The 2,227-nt window shown below is 70.6% G+C and carries 2 protein-coding genes; both read left to right on the forward strand.

Features of this window, described 5'->3' with window-relative positions; all coding sequences use genetic code 11:
* A partial coding sequence (locus ACFWEK_RS21005) for a DUF624 domain-containing protein (protein ID WP_430555297.1) occupies positions 1 to 590 on the forward strand: 590 nt, incomplete at its 5' end.
* 32 nt (positions 591 to 622) lie between these two features.
* Entirely contained in the window at positions 623 to 2,167 is a 1,545-nt protein-coding gene (locus ACFWEK_RS21010) for an extracellular solute-binding protein (protein ID WP_430555298.1), read from the forward strand.
* The last annotated feature ends 60 nt before the right edge of the window (positions 2,168 to 2,227 follow it).

Consider the following 2,227-nt stretch of genomic DNA (forward strand, 5'->3'; position numbering starts at 1 on the left):
CGCTGGCGTTCCTGGGCCTGCTCAACCTCCTCGTCCTCGCGGGCACGCTGGCCGGGGGAGTGGTGCTCGGCGTCGCGCCCGCGCTCGCCGCGGCGACCGTCGTCAGCCGCACGCGGCTGCGGGGCGACACCCAGCGCACCGCGCGCGACTTCGTCCGCGCCTGGGCCTCCGGCTTCGGCCGCGCCAACCTCCTCGCCGCGCCGGGCCTGCTGGCCCTCGCCCTCACCGGGACGAGCCTGCTCCTGCTCGACGACGCGCCCGCGGTGCTCCGCGTCGCGCTCGCCGTCGTCGCCGGCCTCGGCGTCGTGCACCTGCTGCTCGCCCTGACGATGGACGCCCACTACGACCTGCGTCGCGGCGACGTCCCGCGCCTGGCCTGGGCGTTCCTGCTGCGCTCCCCCGGGGCGCCCCTCCTGCTCGCGGCGACGACGGCGCTGGTCGGCGTCGTCACCGCGTTCGTGCCCGGACTCCTGCCCGTCGTCGCGATCGGCGCGTGGGCGTACCTGTGCACGGCCCTCTGCCTGTCCTTCTACGCCGCCAACGACCGCCGGCTCGGCGACCAGGCGGAGACCGACCCCCTCGACGAGTGAACGACGACGTGCACTCCGACGAAAGGAACAGCATGCGCACACGACGGCTGGCCCCTCTGGCCCTCCTCGCGGTCGGGAGCCTCACGCTCGCGGCCTGCGGCAGCGGCGGTGGCGACGGCGGTGGCGGTGGCGGTGGCGAGGCGCTCGACTCGCTCTCGATCATGGCGCCGTACTTCTCCGCGACGCCGCCGGAGGACGACGACCCGGTGGGCGCGAAGCTCTCCGAGCTGGCGGGGCTGGACCTCGACATGCAGTGGGTGCCCAACGCGGAGTACGGCGACCGGACCAACGTGGTGCTGGCCGGCGACGAGATCCCCGACGTCATGGTGATCCAGCAGAAGAGCCAGGGCTTCGTGCAGACGGCGGAGGCCGGCGGCTTCTGGGACCTCACCGAGTACCTGGCCTCGGGCGACTACCCGAACCTCGTCACGGAGAACCCCGACGTCCAGCAGGCCTCGAGCGTCAACGGCAAGGTCTACGGCGTGTACCGGGCCCGCGACGTCGTGCGCACGTCCATCACCATCCGCAAGGACTGGCTGAAGAACCTGGGCCTCGAGGAGCCCACGAACACCGACGAGCTCATGGCGCTCGCCAAGGCGTTCACCGAGGACGACCCCGACGGCAACGGCAAGGACGACACCTACGGGATGATCATCCCCGCCTGGGGTGCGTCGATCGGCACGGGCAGCCCCTACGACGCCATCGAGACCTGGTTCGGCGCGGGCAACGTGTGGAAGGACGAGGGCGGCCAGCTGATCCCGTCGTTCACCACACTGGAGTGGAAGCAGGCGCTGGACTACGAGAAGCAGCTCATCGAGAACGGCTACGTCAACAAGGACTACGCCACGATGGACGGCTCCACCCAGTGGAACGAGCCGTTCCTCAACGGCAAGGGCGGCATCATCATCGACGTCCAGTCGCGCGCGTCGCAGCTGGCAGGCCTGTTCAAGGAGAAGGACCCCAAGACGTACGACCAGTTCGTCGCGCTCCAGGGCAACATCGCCGGGCCGAACGGCGACTTCGCGCTCCCGACGCCCGGCTACAGCGGCTTCCTCGCCGTCCCGAAGGCGTCTGTGCAGACCGAGGAGCAGCTCACGCAGGTGCTCACCGCGCTGAACGAGCTGAGCAGCACCGAGGGCCAGGTGCTGGAGAACAACGGCATCGAGGGGGACAACTTCACGGTCGAGGACGGCTTCGCGGTCAACGACGAGTCGAAGCAGGACTACACGGACCTGGTCAGCGGCTCGTGGGCCCAGATCGGCACCAACGTGGCCGGCTACGAGGCCTACAAGCCGAAGCCGGAGACGGAGTACGACGCCGAGCTCGAGCAGGAGCGCGCGGACCTGCAGGCCAAGGACCTCGAGAAGGCGGTCTTCAACCCCGGGGCGGCGCTCGTCTCCGAGACCTACATGACCAACGGCGTCCAGCTCGACCAGGTCATCGCCGACGCCCGCATCCAGTACATCAGCGGGCAGATCGACGAGGCAGGGCTCGACGCGGCGATCGCGCAGTGGAAGTCCAGCGGTGGTGACGCGGTCACGGCCGAGATGAACGAGCTCTACGGCCAGCTCGGCTGATCCCCTCCGGTGCCGGGGGGGGGCGAGGTGCGCCGGCGCGCCCCCCACCACCCGAGGCTC

Source organism: Isoptericola sp. NPDC060257 (assembly GCF_042726645.1).
Taxonomy (GTDB): domain Bacteria; phylum Actinomycetota; class Actinomycetes; order Actinomycetales; family Cellulomonadaceae; genus Isoptericola; species Isoptericola nanjingensis.

What these genes read in the sequence shown, in the direction of transcription:
- ACFWEK_RS21010 (WP_430555298.1), top strand. Translation starts at nt 623, where the DNA reads ATGCGCACACGACGGCTGGCCCCTCTGGCCCTCCTCGCGGTCGGGAGC.